We start from the raw sequence: 17,175 nt of genomic DNA, 5'->3' as shown, positions 1-17,175 counted from the left end.
GTGCCGTGCCGGCTCGCGCGGAAGCCGAAGGGGCAACGCTACGGCAACCGGCCCGTACCGCGCAGTCCCCCCGGGTACCCCGTACGGGCGTTCGCGCCGTCGCCCGATGGCCCGTCCGGGCCGCGCATGGCCGAAGCTGTCAGGTGTGAGCCTCGTCGCGTCCGCCGTCTCCTCCGGGGTCCCCGTCCCAGCGCGCCCGGCGCATGTCCAGCCGGGGCCGGCCCTGCGCGGTCAGGCGCAGCGGGGTGGCCTCCGTGCGGTAGTGCTCCAGGGCGCGCCGCTCGTGGCCGGGCAGCGGCATGCCGTCCGCTCGGACCACGCGCCACCAGGGCACGGCCCCTCCGTAGAGGGCCATGACGCGGCCGACCTGGCGCGGTCCGCCCTCGCCGAGCCATTCGGCGACGTCGCCGTATGTCATCACCCGGCCGGACGGAATACTCTCGACGGCCTCCAGTACGCGCTCCGCGTACGCGGGCAGCTCTTCGCTCATTCGGCACATGGTGCAGTACGCCGGACACCCCCCGGTGGAAGTTGTGGTTCCGGACCGGCGCGCACCCTGATGCCCTCATGGCCGCTCGGTCCGTGCCACCATCTTCCGGGCGGTGACTGGTGATACGTGATCAAGAAGAGACGGATGTGACGACGAAGGAGCAGGGTGTGAGCCCTCCGGAAGGCGCGCCGGCGGACGACGGCGCACGCCCCGACGACGGCCACGCCCGCCGCCCCCAGGACCGTCCCGGCAGCGACCCGGGCGGGCTCCCCCGGCCGCTCCCGGAGCCCCTCCCGGAAACCGCCGCGGAGCCGGGCCCGGACCCCGTCGCCGAGCCTGCCGCGCAACCCGCCGCGCCGCCCCGGGCGAAGCGCCGCCGCAAGGCCCGGCGCTCCGACGACGGCACGGCAGCCGGATCCGGGTCCCCCACCGAGGACGGTGCGGGCGCCGAAGGGCCGCACGGCCACGCCGCCGCGGCCGCCGACCCCGTCGAGGTGGACGAACCGCTCCTCGCCGCCCGCGTGCACCGGCCCTCCGACCTGGTCCGCCTCCTCGTCGGCATCCTCGGGATCGCCGTCCTCCTCGGCATCGCCGCCTTCGCCCACGGCACCACCGTCGGGCTGGAGGAGGACATCACCAAGGGCACCGGCCAGGCGCCCGACCTGCTCATCAAGGTCGCCGCGCTGGTCTCCAGCATCGCGGTGCTGCTGCTCCCCGTGGCCTTCGCCATCGAGCGCCTCATCAAACGCGACGGCCTGCGCATCGCCGACGGCGTGCTCGCCGCGGTCCTCGCGCACGGTGTCACCCTCGCCACCGACCTGTGGGTCTCCCAGGCGGCCCCCGACACCATCCAGGACGCCCTGACCCGTCCCGCGGGCGGCGGGACCCTCACCGACCCGGTGCACGGCTACCTCGCTCCGGTGATCGCGTACATGACCGCGGTCGGCATGACCCGCAGGCCCCACTGGCGCGTCGCCCTGTGGGTGGTCCTGCTGCTCAACGCGCTGACCATGCTGGTCAACGGCTACACCACCCCCTTCTCGATCATCCTCACCGTGCTGATCGGCTGGAGCGTCGCCTACGGGACCCTCTACGCCGTCGGCTCCCCCAACGTCCGCCCCACCGGCCAGAACCTCCTCGCCGGCCTGCGCCGCGTCGGCTTCCAGCCGGTCAGCGCGACCCGCGCCGAGATGCCGGGGGGCCCGGAGGCGGCCGAGGTCGGCGACCGCGGACGGCGCTACCACGTCACCCTGGAGGACGGTCCGCCGCTCGACGTCACCGTCGTCGACCGCGAGCAGCAGGCACAGGGCTTCTTCTACCGGGTCTGGCGCCGGCTCACCCTGCGCGGCATCACCACCGGCCGCAGCATCCAGTCGCTGCGCCAGGCCCTGGAGCAGGAGGCGCTCCTCGCGTACGCGGCCATCGCGGCCGGGGCGAACGCCCCGAAGCTGATCGCCACCTCCGAGCTCGGCCCGGACGCGGTGATGCTGGTCTACGAGCACCTCGGCGGCCGTCCCCTGGACGCCCTGCCCGACGAGGAGATCACCGACGGGCTGATCCGCAACGCGTGGGAACAGGTGCACGCCCTGCAGTCGCGGCGGATCGCCCACCGCAGGCTCACCGGGGACGCGCTGGTGGTGGATCGTTCCGGCAACGTGACGCTCACCGACCTCCGGGGCGGCGAGATCGCCGCGGGCGACCTGGTGCTGCGCATGGACGTGGCCCAGCTGCTGGCCACGCTCGGCCTGCGGGTCGGCGCGGAGCGCTCGGTGACCTCGGCGGTGTCGGTGCTCGGCCCGGACATCGTGGCGGACTGCCTCCCGCTGCTCCAGCCGATCGCGCTGAGCCGTTCCACCCGGGCGACGCTGCGCAGGCTGGCGCGGGAACGGGCGGAGCGCGAACGGGAGGCCGTGCTGGAGTCCTCGCGCGCGGCCAAGGCGGCCCGCGAGGCGGGGGCCGCGGCCCCCTCGGCCCCGACCTCGGCCGCCGCGGAGCGCAAGGCCGAGAAGCGGGCCCTCGACGACGCGCTGGACGAGGCCCGCGAGGAGGACCTGCTGAGCCAGATCCGCCGGCAGGTGCTGCTGATCCGCCCGCAGGCCCCGGTGGAGCCGGCCCGGCTGGAGCGGATCCGGCCGCGCACCCTGGTGTCGTTCATCGCGGGCGCCTTCGGCGCGTACTTCCTGCTGACGCAGCTCGCGCACGTGGACTTCGCGACGATCATCGGCGAGGCGCAGTGGGGCTGGGTCGGCGCGGCCCTGGCCTTCTCGGCGCTGACGTACTTCGCGGCGGCGATGAGCCTGCTGGGCTTCGTGCCGGAACGGGTGCCGTTCCTGCGGACCGTGGTCGCCCAGGTCGCCGGGTCCTTCGTGAAGCTGGTCGCCCCGGCGGCCGTCGGCGGTGTCGCACTGAACACCCGGTTCCTGCAGCGGGCGGGGGTCCGGCCGGGCCTCGCGGTCGCCAGCGTGGGTGCCTCGCAGCTCTTCGGACTGGCGAGCCACATCCTGCTGCTGCTGTCCTTCGGCTATCTGACCGGGACCGAGAAGACTCCCGAGATGACGCCGTCCCGGGCCGTCATCGCGGGCCTCCTGACGGTCGCGGTGCTGGTGCTGGTGGTGACGGCGGTGCCGTTCCTGCGGAAGTTCGTGGTGACCCGGGTGCGGGCGCTGTTCGCGGGCGTGGTGCCGCGCATGCTGGACGTGCTGCAGCGGCCGAAGAAGCTGCTCACCGGCATCGGCGGGATGCTGCTGCTCACCGGCTGCTTCGTGATGTGCCTGGACGCGTCGATCCGCGCGTTCGGCGGCGGCGAGGCGATCAGCTACGCGAGCATCGCGGTGGTCTTCCTGGCGGGCAACGCGCTGGGCTCGGCGGCGCCCACACCCGGCGGTATGGGCGCGGTGGAGACGACTCTGACGCTGGGTCTCATCGCGGCGGGCCTGGAGAAGGAGGTCGCGATCTCGGCCGTGCTGCTGTTCCGCCTGATGACCTTCTGGCTGCCGGTCCTGCCGGGCTGGATCTCGTTCAACTTCCTGACCCGCAAGGAAGCGATCTAGCCTCCGGCCCGGCAGGCGATGGTACGGGGCTCCGCCCGCGGCCCCGGCGCAGACGTCCGGCGGGGGCGCCACCCGAAAGGGTCAGCTCGGGGGCGGGCGGCGGCGGGGGCGCGCAGGATGGGGGCATGTCGAGATACCTCCTGCGGGTCGCCGTCGCCGTTGCTCTCGTCGCCGGGGCAGCCGGTACCAGTGGCTGTTCCGACAGCGGGGAGGAGAAGGCGCCCAAAGCCGGCGGCACCGAGGGAGCACCACCCCTGAAGTGGGGGGACTGCGAGGCCCCGACCGCCGCCGAGGGCGGCGGGCAGGCCCCGCCCAAGGACTGGCAGTGCGCCACGCTCCATGTGCCGCTCGACTACGCGAAGCCCGAGGGAGAAACGATTCCTCTCGCGTTGATCCGGGCCAAGGCGCGGGACCAGGACAACCGGCTGGGCTCGCTCGTGTTCAACTTCGGCGGTCCCGGCGGTTCCGGGATCACCACGCTGCCCGGCGCCGCCGAGGAGTACGAGGCCCTGCGCGAACGCTACGACCTCGTCAGCTTCGACCCCCGAGGCGTGGGCCGCAGCGACCCCGTCCTGTGCCTGGACGACAAGCAGCTCGACTCCTACTACGCCTCCGACTCCTCCCCCAACACCCCCGAGGCGCAGAAGCAGTACATCGACAACACCCGCGCCTACCAGGAGGCCTGCAAGGCGAACTCCGGCAAGGTGCTCCCCTACGTCGGCACCGAGAACGCCGCCCGCGACCTCGACCGGATCCGGCAGGCCCTCGGCGACGACAAGCTGAACTACTTCGGCATCTCCTACGGCACCGAGCTCGGCGGGGTCTACGCCCACCTCTTCCCCGAACGGGTCGGCCGGGCCGTCTTCGACGCCGTCGTCGACCCGACCAAGACCTCGGAGGAGGGGGCCCTCGGCCAGGCGAAGGGATTCCAGCTGGCCCTGGACAACTTCGCGCAGGACTGCGTGGACCGGGGCGACGAGTGCCGGCTCCAGGGCAGCACCGCCAAGGAGATCGAGGACAACGTCGTCCGGCTCCAGAAGCAGCTGGCCGCCAAGCCCGTCCCCGGCATCGGCGACCGGATGCTCACCGAGTCCTCGGCGACGAACGGCATCGCGCAGGCCCTGTACTCCCAGGAGCTGTGGCCGCTGCTGGAGCAGGGCATCGACGAGGCCCAGGGCGGCCAGGGCCAGCTGCTGATGGCCCTGTCGGACTCGCTCAACGGCCGCGACCAGAACGGCAACTACAGCAACATCGGCGCGGCCAACACGGCGATCAACTGCGTGGACTCGAAGGACCGCTACACGCTGGAGCAGACGAAGGCGAAGCTGCCCGCCTTCCGCGCCGCCTCGCCGGTCTTCGGCGACTTCCTCGGCTGGGCCATGATGAGCTGCACCGGCTGGCCCGTCCCCGGGACCTGGGAGACCCCCGACGTCTCGGCCCCCGGAGCCGCCCCGATCGTGGTGATCGGCAACACCGGTGACCCGGCGACCCCGTACGAGGGGGCCCGCAAGATGGTCGAGCGCCTCGGGCCGGGTGTCGGGGTGGAGCTCACCTACAAGGGCCAGGGGCACGGCGCGTACAACAGCGGGGACCCGTGCGTGCAGCAGGCGGTCAACTCCTACCTGCTGGACGGGAAGGTGCCCGCGGACGGCACCGTCTGCACGGCGGCCCCGACCCCGACCCCGGACTCCTCGGCCCCGCCGTCGGAACCGGCGGCCCCCCTGGGCGCCTGAGCCGGGGACGGACGCCGCCCGTACGCCGAAGGGGCGCCCCCGGGCAGGGGCACCCCTTCGTTCGAAGACGGTTCGCGGCCGATGTCCGGACCGCGTCGCCGTACGCGTCCGCTAGTAGACGGGCTTGTCCGGCTCGATCTGGTGGACCCAGCCGATGACGCCGCCGCCGACGTGCACCGCGTCCGAGAAGCCCGCGGACTTCAGGACGGCGAGGACTTCCGCACTGCGGACACCCGTCTTGCAGTGCAAGACGATGCGCTTGTCCTGCGGGAGGTCCTGGAGGGCGGTGCCCATGAGGAACTCGCCCTTGGGGATGAGCTTGGCGCCCGGGATCGAGACGATCTCGTACTCGTTGATCTCGCGGACGTCGATGATCTCGATGTTCTCGCCGTCGTCGATCCACTCCTTGAGCTGCTTGGGAGTGATCGTCGAACCGGCCGCGGCCTCCTGGGCCTCCTCCGACACGACGCCGCAGAAGGCCTCGTAGTCGATGAGCTCGGTGACGGTCGCGTTCGGCCCGCAGACCGCGCAGTCGGGGTCCTTGCGGACCTTCACCTGGCGGTACTGCATCTCCAGGGCGTCGTAGATCATCAGACGGCCGACCAGCGGCTCGCCGACACCCGTGAGGACCTTGATGGCCTCGGTGACCTGGATCGAGCCGATGGACGCGCAGAGCACGCCCAGCACGCCGCCCTCGGCGCAGCTCGGAACCATGCCCGGCGGCGGGGGCTCCGGGTAGAGGCAGCGGTAGCAGGGGCCGTGCTCGGACCAGAAGACCGAGGCCTGGCCGTCGAAGCGGTAGATCGAACCCCACACGTACGGCTTGTTCAGCAGGACGCAGGCGTCGTTGACCAGGTAGCGCGTGGCGAAGTTGTCCGTGCCGTCGACGATGAGGTCGTACTGGCTGAAGATCTCCATCACGTTCTCGGCCTCGAGCCGCTCTTCGTGAAGGACCACGTTCACGTACGGGTTGATGCCCAGCACGCTGTCGCGGGCCGACTCGGCCTTGGAACGGCCGATGTCGGACTGGCTGTGGATGATCTGGCGCTGCAGGTTCGACTCGTCGACCTCGTCGAACTCCACGATGCCCAGCGTGCCCACGCCGGCCGCGGCCAGGTACATGAGGGCGGGAGAACCGAGGCCGCCCGCTCCCACGGCGAGCACCTTGGCGTTCTTCAGGCGCTTCTGGCCGTCCATCCCGACGTCCGGGATGATCAGGTGGCGGGAGTACCGACGGACCTCGTCAACGGTGAGCTCAGCAGCCGGCTCGACCAGGGGTGGCAGCGACACGGGGACTCCGTAGATGGTTACGACTCAAAGGTGGTTCTCCCCGTAACACTGCCACGCCCCTCTTCATTCCAAGACACCCGTCCCGATGCGTGAGACGATTTCGTCCCAGTAGCCGGGCATGGAGGCCCACGGGTCGCGGTCCTGGACCGCACGCCGGTCGGTGAACCAGATCGTGCCGGCGCCCTGCCACCGCGCGACCCGCATCGCCTCCTCCAGGTGGGTGCGCGGAACGCCGTGGACGAGGTGGCAGAACCGCTCCGCCGGATGGTCGGCCGTCCACTCCGCGACCTGCGACCAGCGGTAGTCGGCCCACGCCCCGGAGAAGGTGACCAGCTGGTCGGCGGCCTCGGCGTAGCCCTCGTACGGGTGCGTGCCGTGCCCGAGCACGATCTTCAGGTCGGACCCGAGTCCGCGCAGGGCGTCCACCACCCGGCAGACGGCGGCCAGGTCCTCCTTGTCGGCCGGGGTGCCGGCCAGGTAGAAGCCGCCGACCCCGTACCAGTCGCGGAAGCGGTGGGCGTCGGAGACCAGCTCCCCGAAGGACCGCGAACCGTCCCGCATCGCGAGATGCCCGAGGATGCGGCCGCCCGCGCCGCGCAGCTTCGCGGCGGCTTCCGTGCAGTGCGGGTCGGGCCGCCCGCCCGGGCCGTCCGAGACGTTCAGCACGGCCCAGTGCAGCGGGGTGCCGGGGCGGGTCAGCTCGGCCCATTCCACGGGCGCGAGGAGCGGGTGGGCGTAGCCGGGGATGCCCAGGCCGAGCCGGCCCGCCTCGGTCGCGGCACCGGCCACGGCCCCCGGCGGCGTGGTCAGATGCGGCACGCCGCCTCCATCCAGATGTCGGCGAGCGACTCCTCCAGGCCGATCCGGGGCCGCCAGCCGAGCCGGTCCCGGGCGGTGCGGACGTCCGCCTGCTGCCAGGCACCGCAGCCGTCGGGGTAGGGGTACGACTGGGGGGCGGCGGTGAGCTGTTCGGCCGTGGCCTCGGCGCGCGGCGAGCCGATGGAGCCGAGCCCGGGGCGGCCGGGGTGCCCGTGCCCCTGCTGGGGTCCGTGCGGGCCGCCGTGCGGTACGTCCAGCTCGTGCAGGGCGCCGCCGTACCCGGCGACCCGGGCCAGCACGGAGGCCGCGTCCCGGAGCCGGACCGCGCGGCCGGTGCCGATGTTGACCACGCCCTGGGCGGCCGACAGCGAGGCGGCGTGCACGGCGCGCGCCACGTCCCGTACGTCCACGAAGTCGCGCTGCACGCCGAGTCCGCTGAGCTTGAGCTCGCCGTCGCCGGACTGCATCGCCCGGCGCATGGCCTCGGCGAGCCGGCCGAGGGGGGATCCGGCGGGGGTGCCGGGGCCCACGGGCGAGAAGATCCGCAGGACGACCGCGTCCAGGCCCGAGCCCAGCACCAGTTCGGTGGCGGCCAGTTTGCTGACGCCGTACGGTCCGCCGGGTCTCGGGACGGCGTCCTCGGCCGTGGACGATCCCGGCTGGCTGGGCCCGTACTCCGCGGCGCAGCCGAGCTGCACCAGCCGGGCCCCGCAGCCGCTGCGGCGCAGCGACTCGCAGATCGTGGCGACGGCGACGGTGTTGTGCCGGGTGAGCTCGCGGGCTCCGCCCCTGGTGGCCCCGGCGCAGTTGATGACGACGCCCGGGTGGACGGCGTCGAGGAAGCGGGTGAGCGCTCCCGGGCTGCCGGTGGCGAGGTCGAAGCGGACGTCGGCGTCGTCGCCGCGGCCGAGCGCGGTGAGCTGTACGGCGGGGTCGGCGAGGAGCCGGTCGGCGACGTAGCGGCCGAGGTATCCGTTGGCTCCGATCAGCAGCACCCTCATCGTGTGCCCCCTTGGTCGGTTGGCTGGCCGGTCATGTCGGTGTCTCCTTGCGGACGGGCGGGTGAGTGGGTCGGGGGGAAGGGGACGGGTCGAGTGCCCCGGGCCGGCTCCGAAGGCCGGTGGCGGCCCCGGGAGGTCAGGCCCTGGCGTGCGCGGAGGCGCGGGACAGGGCGAGGACGGCGTGGAGGAGGAGTCCGGCCGCCGCGGCGGCGGCCGCGGCCGGGAGCGGGACGAGGGCGAGCGCGAGGGCCGCGGCGACGGGCTCGCGGCGGGCACCGTGCCGGAGCAGCAGCCGGGTGAGGAAGAGCAGCAGGGCGAGCGGGACGGCCACGGGGAGCGGTGCCTCGGCGAGTGCGGCCGCCCCGGCGGCGGCCGCGGTGAAGGCCACCGCGGCGGCGACCAGCAGCGGCCTCACCCCGAAGGTGAAGTCCTCCAGGACGCGGCTCGCGTGGAGTCGGGACCGCGCCGCGGCGGCGAAGGCGACGGCGGCCAGGTGTCCGGGGGCCACGGCCAGGGCGAGGCCGACCGCGAGGGCCGGACCGTGGCGGTGCGCGGCCCAGCCGCAGACGGCGGCGGCGAGCAGGTGCGCGAGCCACGGGAACCGGGATCCGGCGGCCCGGCCGGGCCGGACCAGCGCGGCGACGGTGGCGGCCACGGCGGCGGGACCGGTCCAGGCCTGCCCGGAGGCGGCCGCGGCCAGCGCGAGCGCCCCGGGGAGCAGGGCGAGGCCGAAGGCCCGGTGGGCGGCCGGCCCGGCGGCGGTGCGGACGGGAGCGGTGGCGGCCGTCTCCGTGCGGGGGGTCCGGGCGTACAGCTCCTCGGCGAGGGAGAAGACGTCCCGGTGCCGGAAGCGCGCGGCGGTGCGGTCGGTGATGCCGTGGGCCTCCAGTCCGGCGGCGATCTCCAGGGGGTCCACGGCGCGTTCGCACAGCTCCCGGTGCCGGTGGAGGAGGGCCTTGACGGGGTCCGCGCCGGCCCTCCGGCGGGCCGGGGGCGCGACGGCGCGGGTGATCCCGCCGTCGCCGGTGCGCGGCGCGGGGGGCACGTCGGCGCCGGCCGTACCGGCCACCGCGGCCTCGTGGCTGCCGTCGGCGGCGACCGGCGCGTCGGACGTGCCGGACGCGTCGGTGCCGGGCCCGGCGGTGCGGTCGTCCGGGGTGGGCGGGCCGGCCTGCGGCTCCGCGCCGGGCGGCGGTCCGGAGGGCGGCAGGACCCGGACGGCGCGGGGACCGGCGGACGGCCCGGGCGTCCGTACGCCACCGGCCGCCGGGGCGGGGACCGCCACGGCCGGTGCGGACGGCGGCGCGGTCGGGCCGGGGAGGTGCGCGGCCCGGTCGGTGGCCGGGGCTGACGGCAGCGGGGACGGCGGGGCGGACTGCGGCGCCGCCGGGGCGGACGGGTCGGCGGTGGTCATACGGCGGCCTCCGAGTTCGCGTCCGGGCCCGGCGCCCAGGTCGGGCTGGTCCAGTGCCCCGGTACCCGCGCCTCGGGCGGCCGGGCGAAGGGGACCGCGCCGTCGGGCCGTTCGGACCCCCGGGCCAGGAGCCTCAGGTAGATCTCCTGGAACGCGGCCACGTTCTGTTCGACGGTGAACAGCTCCAGGGCCCGGGCCCGGGCGGCGGCGCCGAGCCGCCGGGCGCGTTCGGGGTCGCCCAGCAGGGACAGGCAGGCTTCGGCCAGGGCCGACGGATTGCGCGGCGGGACGACGAGGCCGGTGCCTCCGATGACCTCGCGCACGGCGCCCACGTCGGTGGAGACCGTGGCCCTCCCGCAGAACATGGCCTCGGCAAGGGTGAGCGGGAAACCCTCGATCACGGAGGACAGCACGACGGCCCGTCCGGCCCCGTAGGCCTCCGCCGTGGAGGGCACCTCGGGGCCGCCGATCTCCTCGAAGGTCACCGGGTTCTCCCCGGCGGTGACGCGGTCGGCGGCCTCGTCGGGGAACAGCTGCGCGGCGAGCGAGCGGCAGTCCGCGAGGTAGCCCGGGTCGGCGGAGAGGGTGAAGAGCCGCAGCCGGGTGCGGGGTTCGGCCCGACGGACCTCGGCGAAGGCGTGCAGCAGGGCGACGATGTCCTTGGCCGGTTCCATCCGCCCGACCCAGACCAGCGTGTCCGGGTCCCCGCAGTCCGCGCCCTCCCCGACGGCGGCGAATCGGTCCGCCTCCATCCCCGGGTGGACGGTGCGCAGCCGGTCACGGGTGGCTCCGCAGCGCTCCTGCCAGCGGCGGGCGTGCGTGTTGCCGGGGGTGAGGAAGTCGGCCCTGGCGTAGATCTCCGTGGCGAGCCGCAGGTGGAAGGCGCCGAGCAGGGCCCGTACGGCGGGGCGGGGTCCCTGGTCGGGTCCGGCCGCGAGGTGCGTCAGGTAGTGGGTGCGCAGCTGGACTCCGTACTCGGTGACGAGCAGGGGCACCCCGAAGAAGCGTTTGGCCAGCAGGCCGGGGAGGGCCGCGACCCCGCCCGCCGTCGCGTGGCAGATGTCGGCCGCGCCGAGCCCCTCGCCCGGGGCGTCCGCCTCGTACCAGTCGAGGGACAGCGGCCGCAGCATGACCTCGAGCGCATCGGCGAAGTCGAGGAGGTCGGCGACCTGTGCGGCCTGCACGGCACGGTTCGCGCCGGGGGCCCGGCAGGCGGACTCCAGCGCGCGCACCGCCGCCTCGGAGCGCAGGGCGGCGTACAACCCGCCCTGGTCCCGGGCGAGTTCGGCCAGTCCGTAGAGTCCGGCGGCGAAGGGGTCGGGCAGTCCGGCGCAGATCCCGCGGACCAGTTCCCCGAAGCAGTCCGTGAACCGCCGGCGCTCGCGCCGGGAGTAGGTCCGGCCGTCGTCGGCGGGGGCCCACAGGGCGGCGGTGCGGACCTGGGTGACGTGGTCGGGGAGCGGGACCCGGGCGCGTTCCTGTTCGGCGCTGCGGCTCAGCGCGTACAGCTCGAACTCGTGCTGCGGGAGCCCGCGCACGAGCCGGTCGCACCACGGCCCCGACTCCCCCGTCGCATACGGATATCCGCCGTCCGTGAGCAGTCCGATCCGCACGAGTGGCACCCCCGATCTCCCGTTGAGGCGGTCGCGGGCGGTCGGGCGACCAGCCGCGGGAGAACTCAAGCGGATGCGCCGGAGGCGCGACGGACGGTTGTCCGTCGCGCCACCGGAAGGGGTGAAGAGTCGTAACTTTCCCGTACGGTTCGCGTTCGAGCACGCTAGAAGTACGGTCTCAGAAAGCCGGAGGGCGCCGCTGCACGCTGAAGCTCCGCGGTCCCGGCACTAGAGCACTGCCAGGGCCTCCCTGCGCGAGGTGCGGCGGGCCGCGGCGAGCCCCGGATCCAGTGCCGGCACGGCGGCCAGCAGCCGGCGGGTGTAGGGGTGGGCGGGGCGGTTGTAGACCTCGTCCACCGGTCCCTGCTCGACGATCTCGCCGGCCCGCATGACGGCGACCCGGTCGCTGACCTGCCGGACCACGGCGAGGTCGTGGGCGATGAAGACCAGGGCGATGCCGAGCTCCCGCTGGAGTTCGGCGAGGAGCGCGGTGATCTGCGCCTGCGTGGTCACGTCGAGTGCGGAGACGGCCTCGTCGCAGACGATCAGCCTCGGGTTCGGTGCCAGCGCGCGGGCGATGCCGACCCGTTGGCGCTGGCCGCCGCTGAACTCGTGCGGGTAGCGGTCGTAGTGCTCCGGTTCCAGCCCGACCCGCAGCAGGAGTTCACCGACCCGGGCCCGGACCGCGGCGATGTCCCGTTCGCCGGCGGCGCGCAGCGGGTCGGCGATGGAGTGCCCGACGGAGCGGCGCGGGTTGAGGGAGGAGACCGGGTCCTGGAAGACCATCTGTACCCCGCCGGCGATCCCGGTGACGGGGACCCCCGCGTGCCGGACCTCCCCCGCGTCGGGGCGGACCAGGCCGACGAGCATCCGGCCGAGCGTGCTCTTGCCCGAGCCGCTCTCGCCGACGACGCCGAGGGTCTCGCCCGCGCGCACGGCGAGCGACACCCCCGCGACCGCCTCGACCCGGCGCCGGCCCCGGCCGAACCCGCGGCGCAGCGCAACGGCCTCCACGACGGGCGGTTGCGGTCCGGCCGCGCCGTCGCGGACCGCGGGGTCCGGGGACGTGCGCTCCGGGGACGTGCGCTCCGACAACACAACGTCCGGGCCGGTCCGGGTGGCCGCGCGCGGCGCGTCCAGTCGCGGTACGGCCGCCAGCAGGGCCCGGGTGTACGGCTCGGCCGGGGCCGCGAGGACCTCCGCGACCGGCCCGCGCTCGACGGCGCGGCCGTCCCGCATGACCAGCAGTTCGTCCACGCTCTCGGCGGCCACGCCCACGTCGTGCGTGACCAGCAGCAGCGCGAGCCCGCGCTCCTCGCGCAGGCCGTGCAGCAGGTCCAGGATCTGCGCCTGGACGGTGACGTCGAGGGCGGTGGTGGGCTCGTCGGCGATCAGCAGCCGCGGTTCGCAGGCCAGCGCCATCGCGATGAGGGCCCGCTGCCGCATGCCGCCGCTGAACTCGTGGGGCCGGGCGCGGGACCTGCGCGCCGCGTCCGCGATGCCCACACGCTCCAGCACGTCGACGGCCCGGGCGCGGGCGGCCCGGCGGGAGGCCCCGGAGTGGATCCGGTGGACCTCCGCGATCTGGTCGCCGATGGCGTGGTACGGGTCCAGGGAGCTCAGCGGGTCCTGGAAGACCATGGCGGCCGTGCCTCCGCGCAGCCGGCGCAGTGCGGCGGGCGTGGCCGCGGCCACGTCGGTGCCGGCCACCGTGACGGTGCCGGAGAGGCGGGCGCCCGTACCGCGGTGCAGGCCCAGCAGGGCGGCGGCCACAGTGGACTTGCCACTGCCGGACTCCCCCACGATGCCCAGGGCGCGGCCCGCGTCCAGGGTGAAGGAGACCCCGTCCACGGCCCGTACGTGCGCGTCGGCGCCGCCGACGGGGAAGTCGACCACGAGGTCGGTGACGTCGACCAGTGCCGGTGTCATGCGAGGGCCACCCTTCGGTCCGCCGCGGCGTACAACAGGTCGGCGACGGCGCCCGCAAGGACCACGGCGGCGCCGATCGTGAGGACGACGCCCACCACGACGGGCAGGTCCACCGCCCGCACGGCGTCGATGAGGGTCTTCCCGAGGCCGGGGATGCCGAACAGCGACTCGGTCAGCACGGCGCCGCCGATCATCGTGCCGAAGTCCACGGCGCTCAGGGCGATCACGGGGGCGACGGCGCCGCGCGCGGCGTGCCGGGTGACCAGGGCCCGCTCCCCCACGCCGTAGGCGCGGAAGGTGCGGATGTGGTCCTCGGCGAGCGTCTCCAGGGTGGAACTGCGCGTGATCCGGGCGTACTTGGCGCTCTCGAACAGGCCGAGGGTCAGCCAGGGCAGCAGCAGGTTCCAGGCCCACTGCTCGGGGTCCTCGGTCAGCGGCACGTACGTGGGGAAGGGCAGCCACCGCAGGTGGGCGCAGACCGCCATGAGGAGCAGCAGCCCCAGGATGAAGACGGGGGTGCCGGTCCCGGCGAGGGTGAGGACGGTCAGCAGGCGTTCGGTGATCCCGCCGCGGCGCAGCGCGGACAGCAGCCCGGTGCCGACGCCGACCAGCAGCCAGATGACCAGTGCACCGAGCGCGAGGGACAGGGTGGCGGGCAGCCTGCTCAGGATCAGCTCGGTGACCTGCTGGTCCGTCTGGTAGGAGAGGCCGAGGCAGGGCGCCTCGCAGCGGAGGACCAGCCCGGCGCCGGCCGAGTAGTCGCGTCCGGCGACCAGCCCGCCGAGGAAGTGCAGGTACTGGGCGAGGGAGGAGTCGTTCAGTCCGAGCTGCTCGCGGACCTGGGCGATCTGCTGCGGGTTGCAGCGCTCGCCGCAGGCGAGGCGGGCGGGGTCCCCGGGGACGAGGTAGAAGAGGGAGTAGACGATGACGGACAGCGCGAGCAGCACGAACAGTGCGCCGCTGGCGCGTTGGAGTACGAACCGGGTCACCCCTTGCGCTCCTTTCCGGTACCGACCCGCAGGCGGGAGTCTTCGCGCGGGTCGAGGGCCGTGCGCACGGCGTCACCGAGGACGGTGGAGGCGAGCACGGTGACGAAGAGCAGCCCGGCGGGCAGCAGCACGTAGGCCGGGTCGGCGCGGAACCAGGTCTGGGCGCCGGAGAGCATCTGCCCCCAGGAGGGGGTGGGCGGCTTCACGCCGACGCCCAGGAAGGACAGCGAGGCCTCGGCGACGATGGCGGTGGGCACCTTGATCGCGGCATGGGTGATCACGGGTGCGGCGAGCGAGGGCAGCAGTTCGCGGCGGGCGATGCGCAGCTTCCCGCTGCCGGAGAGCCGGGCGGCGTCGACGAAGTCCAGGCCGCGCAGGGCGAGGGCCTGGGCGCGGACCATCCGGGCGGTGGCGCCCCAGTCGAGCAGGCCGATGAGGAGGACGAGCAGCAGCGGCCTGGGGAAGTCGGGCGGCACGACGGCGGTGAGGGCGATGCCGATGACCAGCAGCGGCAGCGCGATCATCACGTCGGTGGTGCGGCCGACGACCTGGTCCGCGACCCGGCCGCCGAGCGCGGCGGCGAGTCCGACGGCGACGCCGACGAGCGTCTGGACGAGGACGGCGCCGACGGCGACGAGCAGGGAGATCCGGGCGCCGTGGACGAGCCGGATGAACAGGTCGCGGCCGGTGCCCGGTTCGACACCGAGCCAGTGCTCGGCGGAGATCCCGCCGAAGGATCCGATCGGGACGCCGCCGCGGGCGGAGTCCACGAGGTCGTCGTGGTAGGTGTTCGGGTCCTGGCCGGTGAGGTGGGAGAGCAGCGGCGCGGCGAGGGCGAGCAGGACGAGCAGGGCCAGGACGGCGGCGGCCAGGACGGCGGAGGGCCGTCGGCGCAGCCGCCGCCACACCCGGCGTCCGGCGCCGGCGCCCGGGGGGACGGCCCCGGGTGCCGGCGCGGACCGTTCGAGGGTGATGCTCACTTGACCGCGACCTGCGAGATGTCGAGGACGCCGGTCCAGTCGCTGATGACGACGTTCTTGACGTCCTTGCCGACGAGCCGCTTGTAGACGGGGTGGAAGAGCGGCACGGTGAGGGCCTGCTCTCCGATCTTCTTGTCGAGGGCTCCCCAGCGCTTGCCGGCCGCGGCGAGGTCGGTCAGCTTGGCGATCTCGTCGATCTCGGCGTTGACGGCCGGGTCGTTCAGCTGGGCGTGGTTGTAGTTGGAGCCGCCGGTCACGATCTGCCGGCCGTCGAAGATCGGGGCGAGGAAGGGGCCTCCGGAGGGCCAGTCGGCGCCCCAGCGGGAGAGGAAGAAGCCGGGGGTGTTCGCGGCGTCCCAGCGCCGCTCGTTGAAGGCGTTGTTCTCCAGGCCCTCCAGTTTGACGGTGATGCCGGCGGCGGCGAGCGCCTGCTGGACGGCGGTGGCGACCTCGGGGCTGGTCTGGCGGTTCTGGGCGGTGGAGTGGGTCAGGGTGACGGTGAGTCCGTCGGGGAAGCCCGCCTCCTTGAGCAGTTCCTTCGCCTTGGCCGGGTCGCCGGTCCTCCCCGCCGGGAAGTGGTCGTAGGGGGTGAAGCCGAAGGCCTCTCGTTCGGGCAGGAAGGTGGTGGCGGGCTCGGCGAGGGCGGAGCCGCCGGCGGCGTTGACCACGCTGGTGCGGTTGACGGCGTGGGAGATCGCCTGGCGGACCTTCGGGTTGTCGAAGGGAGCGACCTTGGGGTTGAAGGCGATGTAGTTGACGTAGCCGAAGTGGCCGGTGCCGACCCGTCCGGCGAGCTCCTTGTCGTCGCCGATCTGCGCGAGCTCCGCGGGGCCGAGGTTGGTGTCGGTGGTGATGGCGGCCGCGTCGGGGCCGGCGCTGGTGGTCAGGCGCTGGTTGATGACGGCGGAGTCGAGTCCGGAGCGGACGTCGATCCGGTCGGGGTAGGCCTTGCGCTCCTCGTCGGTCTTCTCGTCCCAGTGCTCGTTGCGCTCCAGGGTGAGGTGTTCGCCGTCGTTGTCGTTCTTGACGACCTTGTACGGGCCGGAGGAGACGGGGTGCTCCTCGTACGTGGCGCCGGTGTCCTTGGCCTTGGGGACGGGAGCGAACTGGGTCTGGGTGGCGACGAAGGGGAACTCGCCCTCGGGCTTGCGGAGTCTGAAGACGATGGTCTTCGCGTCGGGCACGACGATCGAGTCGAGGCCCTTGCCGCCGTCCTTGTAGGGGCCCTCGTAGGACTCGCCGCCGACCAGCCAGTCCCGCAGGTACGGGGCTCCGCCGGACAGCTCGGCGGCGAAGGACCGCTCGATGCCGTACTTGATGTCGGCGGTGGTGATCGGGGAGCCGTCCTCGTACTTCAGGCCGTCCTTGAGGGTGTACGTCCACTCGGTGGCGTCGGCGTTGGGCCGGCCGGTGTCGGTGGCCAGGTCGGGGACGACCTTGGTGCCGGCCGCGCCGTCCTCGCGGTTGCGGGTGGTCAGCGTGCGGAAGACCAGCGAGGGGACGTTCCCGCCGCCGGAGGTGTAGAGGCGGGCCGGGTCGAAGTCGTTCTGCGGCTCGGAGTTGAGGACGGTCAGGGTGCCGCCCTTCTGCGGGGCGCCGGCGGCTCCGGGCCTGCCGCCCGGGCCTGCCTTGTCCGCGGCGTCCTCGGGACCGCAGGCCGTGGCGCCCCCGGCCAGTGCGAGGCTGACGGCGACCGCGGCGGCGCGGCGCGATATGTGGGACTGACGGGCCATCGGAAAGGCACCTCTCGGCGTGAAGGGAACAGCGGAAGGGCCACGCGAGGGGCAGCGATCGGCGACCGGGGACGGTGCGGGACCGGAACCGGGCAGGGGAAGGCCGCGCCTGCGGGCAGGGAAGTGCCCGGGCG

The 17,175-nt window shown here is 74.1% G+C and carries 12 protein-coding genes; 2 read left to right on the top strand and 10 right to left on the bottom strand.

All coding sequences use genetic code 11. The features are described from left to right. Positions 1 to 139 precede the first annotated feature (139 nt). Positions 140 to 490 (bottom strand): MGMT family protein, encoded by a 351-nt coding sequence (locus ACPU2J_RS22465; RefSeq protein ID WP_423833888.1) that lies wholly within the window; start codon positions 488 to 490, stop codon positions 140 to 142. 119 nt (positions 491 to 609) lie between these two features. Between ACPU2J_RS22465 and ACPU2J_RS22460 the strand changes: the two genes are divergently transcribed. Both ACPU2J_RS22460 and ACPU2J_RS22455 read left to right on the top strand, forming a co-directional pair. Further along, on the top strand, positions 610 to 3,540 hold the full coding sequence (locus ACPU2J_RS22460) for a lysylphosphatidylglycerol synthase transmembrane domain-containing protein (RefSeq protein ID WP_423833887.1): 2,931 nt from the start codon (positions 610 to 612) through the stop codon (positions 3,538 to 3,540). Between the two features lie 125 nt (positions 3,541 to 3,665). Next, the gene (locus ACPU2J_RS22455; protein WP_423833886.1) at positions 3,666 to 5,273 is read left to right on the top strand and encodes an alpha/beta hydrolase; all 1,608 of its coding nucleotides are present in this window, start codon (positions 3,666 to 3,668) and stop codon (positions 5,271 to 5,273) included. A 111-nt stretch (positions 5,274 to 5,384) separates the two neighbouring features. Here ACPU2J_RS22455 and moeZ read toward each other — a convergent pair whose 3' ends face one another. The 9 genes from moeZ to ACPU2J_RS22410 form a co-directional block, all read right to left on the bottom strand. Continuing rightward, complete coding sequence (moeZ, locus tag ACPU2J_RS22450) at positions 5,385 to 6,563, bottom strand: adenylyltransferase/sulfurtransferase MoeZ (RefSeq protein WP_361605392.1); 1,179 nt, start codon at positions 6,561 to 6,563, stop codon at positions 5,385 to 5,387. Between the two features lie 63 nt (positions 6,564 to 6,626). Beyond that, positions 6,627 to 7,382 (bottom strand): spherulation-specific family 4 protein, encoded by a 756-nt coding sequence (locus ACPU2J_RS22445; protein WP_365069709.1) that lies wholly within the window; start codon positions 7,380 to 7,382, stop codon positions 6,627 to 6,629. Further along, the gene (locus ACPU2J_RS22440; RefSeq protein ID WP_361605398.1) at positions 7,370 to 8,383 is read right to left on the bottom strand and encodes an NAD-dependent epimerase/dehydratase; all 1,014 of its coding nucleotides are present in this window, start codon (positions 8,381 to 8,383) and stop codon (positions 7,370 to 7,372) included. Before ACPU2J_RS22440 ends, ACPU2J_RS22445 begins: the two co-directional genes overlap by 13 nt. Before the next feature lie 136 nt (positions 8,384 to 8,519). After that, positions 8,520 to 9,797, bottom strand: coding sequence for a hypothetical protein (locus ACPU2J_RS22435; protein WP_420079677.1), 1,278 nt, complete (start codon positions 9,795 to 9,797; stop codon positions 8,520 to 8,522). Continuing rightward, entirely contained in the window at positions 9,794 to 11,410 is a 1,617-nt protein-coding gene (locus tag ACPU2J_RS22430) for a DUF3492 domain-containing protein (RefSeq protein WP_423833884.1), read from the bottom strand. The genes ACPU2J_RS22435 and ACPU2J_RS22430 overlap by 4 nt, the downstream gene beginning before the upstream one ends. Before the next feature lie 228 nt (positions 11,411 to 11,638). Beyond that, positions 11,639 to 13,339, bottom strand: a complete 1,701-nt coding sequence (locus ACPU2J_RS22425; RefSeq protein WP_423833883.1) for a dipeptide ABC transporter ATP-binding protein — start codon at positions 13,337 to 13,339, stop codon at positions 11,639 to 11,641. Further along, positions 13,336 to 14,328 carry an ABC transporter permease gene (locus ACPU2J_RS22420; protein ID WP_423833882.1) on the bottom strand — a complete coding sequence of 331 codons (993 nt, stop codon included), beginning with the start codon at positions 14,326 to 14,328 and terminating at the stop codon, positions 13,336 to 13,338. Before ACPU2J_RS22420 ends, ACPU2J_RS22425 begins: the two co-directional genes overlap by 4 nt. Further along, positions 14,325 to 15,236, bottom strand: a complete 912-nt coding sequence (locus tag ACPU2J_RS22415) for an ABC transporter permease (RefSeq protein ID WP_420082363.1) — start codon at positions 15,234 to 15,236, stop codon at positions 14,325 to 14,327. Before ACPU2J_RS22415 ends, ACPU2J_RS22420 begins: the two co-directional genes overlap by 4 nt. A gap of 68 nt (positions 15,237 to 15,304) precedes the next feature. Beyond that, on the bottom strand, positions 15,305 to 17,041 hold the full coding sequence (locus ACPU2J_RS22410) for an ABC transporter substrate-binding protein (RefSeq protein ID WP_420079682.1): 1,737 nt from the start codon (positions 17,039 to 17,041) through the stop codon (positions 15,305 to 15,307). Between the last annotated feature and the right edge of the window lie 134 nt (positions 17,042 to 17,175).

Source organism: Streptomyces manipurensis, from assembly GCF_049570255.1.
GTDB classification, from domain to species: domain Bacteria; phylum Actinomycetota; class Actinomycetes; order Streptomycetales; family Streptomycetaceae; genus Streptomyces; species Streptomyces manipurensis.
The sequence above is the reverse complement of the archived record's forward strand: the minus strand, read 5'-3'. Positions and strand labels throughout refer to the sequence as shown.

Excerpts from the sequence above, each read along its gene's own strand:
- ACPU2J_RS22465 (WP_423833888.1), bottom strand. The coding sequence starts at position 490 with ATGAGCGAAGAGCTGCCCGCGTACGCGGAGCGCGTACTGGAGGCCGTC.
- ACPU2J_RS22455 (WP_423833886.1), top strand. The coding sequence starts at position 3,666 with ATGTCGAGATACCTCCTGCGGGTCGCCGTCGCCGTTGCTCTCGTCGCC.
- ACPU2J_RS22440 (WP_361605398.1), bottom strand. The coding sequence starts at position 8,383 with ATGAGGGTGCTGCTGATCGGAGCCAACGGATACCTCGGCCGCTACGTC.
- ACPU2J_RS22435 (WP_420079677.1), bottom strand. The coding sequence starts at position 9,797 with ATGACCACCGCCGACCCGTCCGCCCCGGCGGCGCCGCAGTCCGCCCCG.
- ACPU2J_RS22425 (WP_423833883.1), bottom strand. The coding sequence starts at position 13,339 with ATGACACCGGCACTGGTCGACGTCACCGACCTCGTGGTCGACTTCCCC.
- ACPU2J_RS22410 (WP_420079682.1), bottom strand. The coding sequence starts at position 17,041 with ATGGCCCGTCAGTCCCACATATCGCGCCGCGCCGCCGCGGTCGCCGTC.